General features: G+C 48.2%; 1 protein-coding gene. It reads right to left on the bottom strand.

Annotated elements, in window-relative coordinates; genetic code table 11:
• Window positions 1-9: 9 nt before the first annotated feature.
• Window positions 10-1,041 (bottom strand): IS630 family transposase, encoded by a 1,032-nt coding sequence (locus EAE90_RS23185; RefSeq protein ID WP_181147775.1) that lies wholly within the window; start codon window positions 1,039-1,041, stop codon window positions 10-12.
• Window positions 1,042-1,101: the final 60 nt, after the last annotated feature.

The raw sequence follows: 1,101 nt of genomic DNA, 5'->3' as shown, positions 1-1,101 counted from the left end.
TATACCCACTTAACTTGAAGATGCAGGATTCAGAATCTGAAAATTGTCATTAATACGGCGTGACAGACTCCCGGCAAGTTCCGGTAATATTTCCGTAAAAAAGTGATGTATTGCCTGCCTGAACAAGGCCGCCGAGGCAAAGTAACGATTATTTCTGACTTTTTCATTCATCACTTTCCACAACCTTTCTATCGGGTTCAGATTTGGGCTGTAGGGCGGTAAGTAATGAAGTTCAATATTCATCACATAAGCCCAGTCTTTCACCAACTCACTCCGGTGATAACCGGCTCCGTCGAGGATAATATGAACCTTCTGACTGACCGGATAGGTTTCACGCAGGGCAATGAAAAATTCTGCGATGTGATAACTGTCGATACGGTCATACTCGCGTACCACCGTTTTACCGATATCGGCCAGATTCAGGGCCCCCATCAGGTTCAGACGGGTACGGCTTCCTGTGGTTTTCACTACGGTTTTCTGGCCTTTACGCATCCAGCCATAAGCCAGTTTCGTCCCTTGCGTGGGATGAACGCCATCAATGAACAGGATGGGCTCATTGTTTCCGGCTTCCTGCTTGAGCTTCCCGTAGGTTTCTATAAAGGCCCGCTGCTGTTCCGCGTTGAACTTGTGTGGCACGCCGGTCGGTTTTTTATAACTGAATCCATTGTGGTGCAGCCATTTATTCATGCCGGGAACGGTGTAACTGATATTCCACGCTTCTTTGACAAGGCGGATAACAGCCTGTGTGGTGGGCAGAAGATTCGCGGTCAGATAAGCGATAAGTTCCTGCGTCTGTGTTTCGCTGAGATGGCTCTGAGAGCCGCCATTTTCGGGCTTGATTTTGCGGTGATTAAGGTAATCACTGATATGACGATTAACGGTCGTTTCATGAAGACGCAGGGCCTGAGCGATCATGACAGAACTCCAGCCCTCAGAGGCCAGCAGGACCGCTTTGATGCGATCACACTCCCGCTTATCACGGCAGGTGTGATGGCGGTGTTCAAGTTCGGCTTTTTGTTCATCGGTAATGAATATTTTCATGACGGATACCATGAACCTCATTTGGGCGAAAATCAAGCAGTTTCAATGAGCACGGGTATA

The sequence above is a fragment of the Photorhabdus caribbeanensis genome (assembly GCF_018448885.1).
Taxonomy (GTDB): domain Bacteria; phylum Pseudomonadota; class Gammaproteobacteria; order Enterobacterales; family Enterobacteriaceae; genus Photorhabdus; species Photorhabdus caribbeanensis.
Note: the sequence above shows the minus strand (reverse complement) of the source record. Positions and strands in the feature narration are given on the sequence as shown.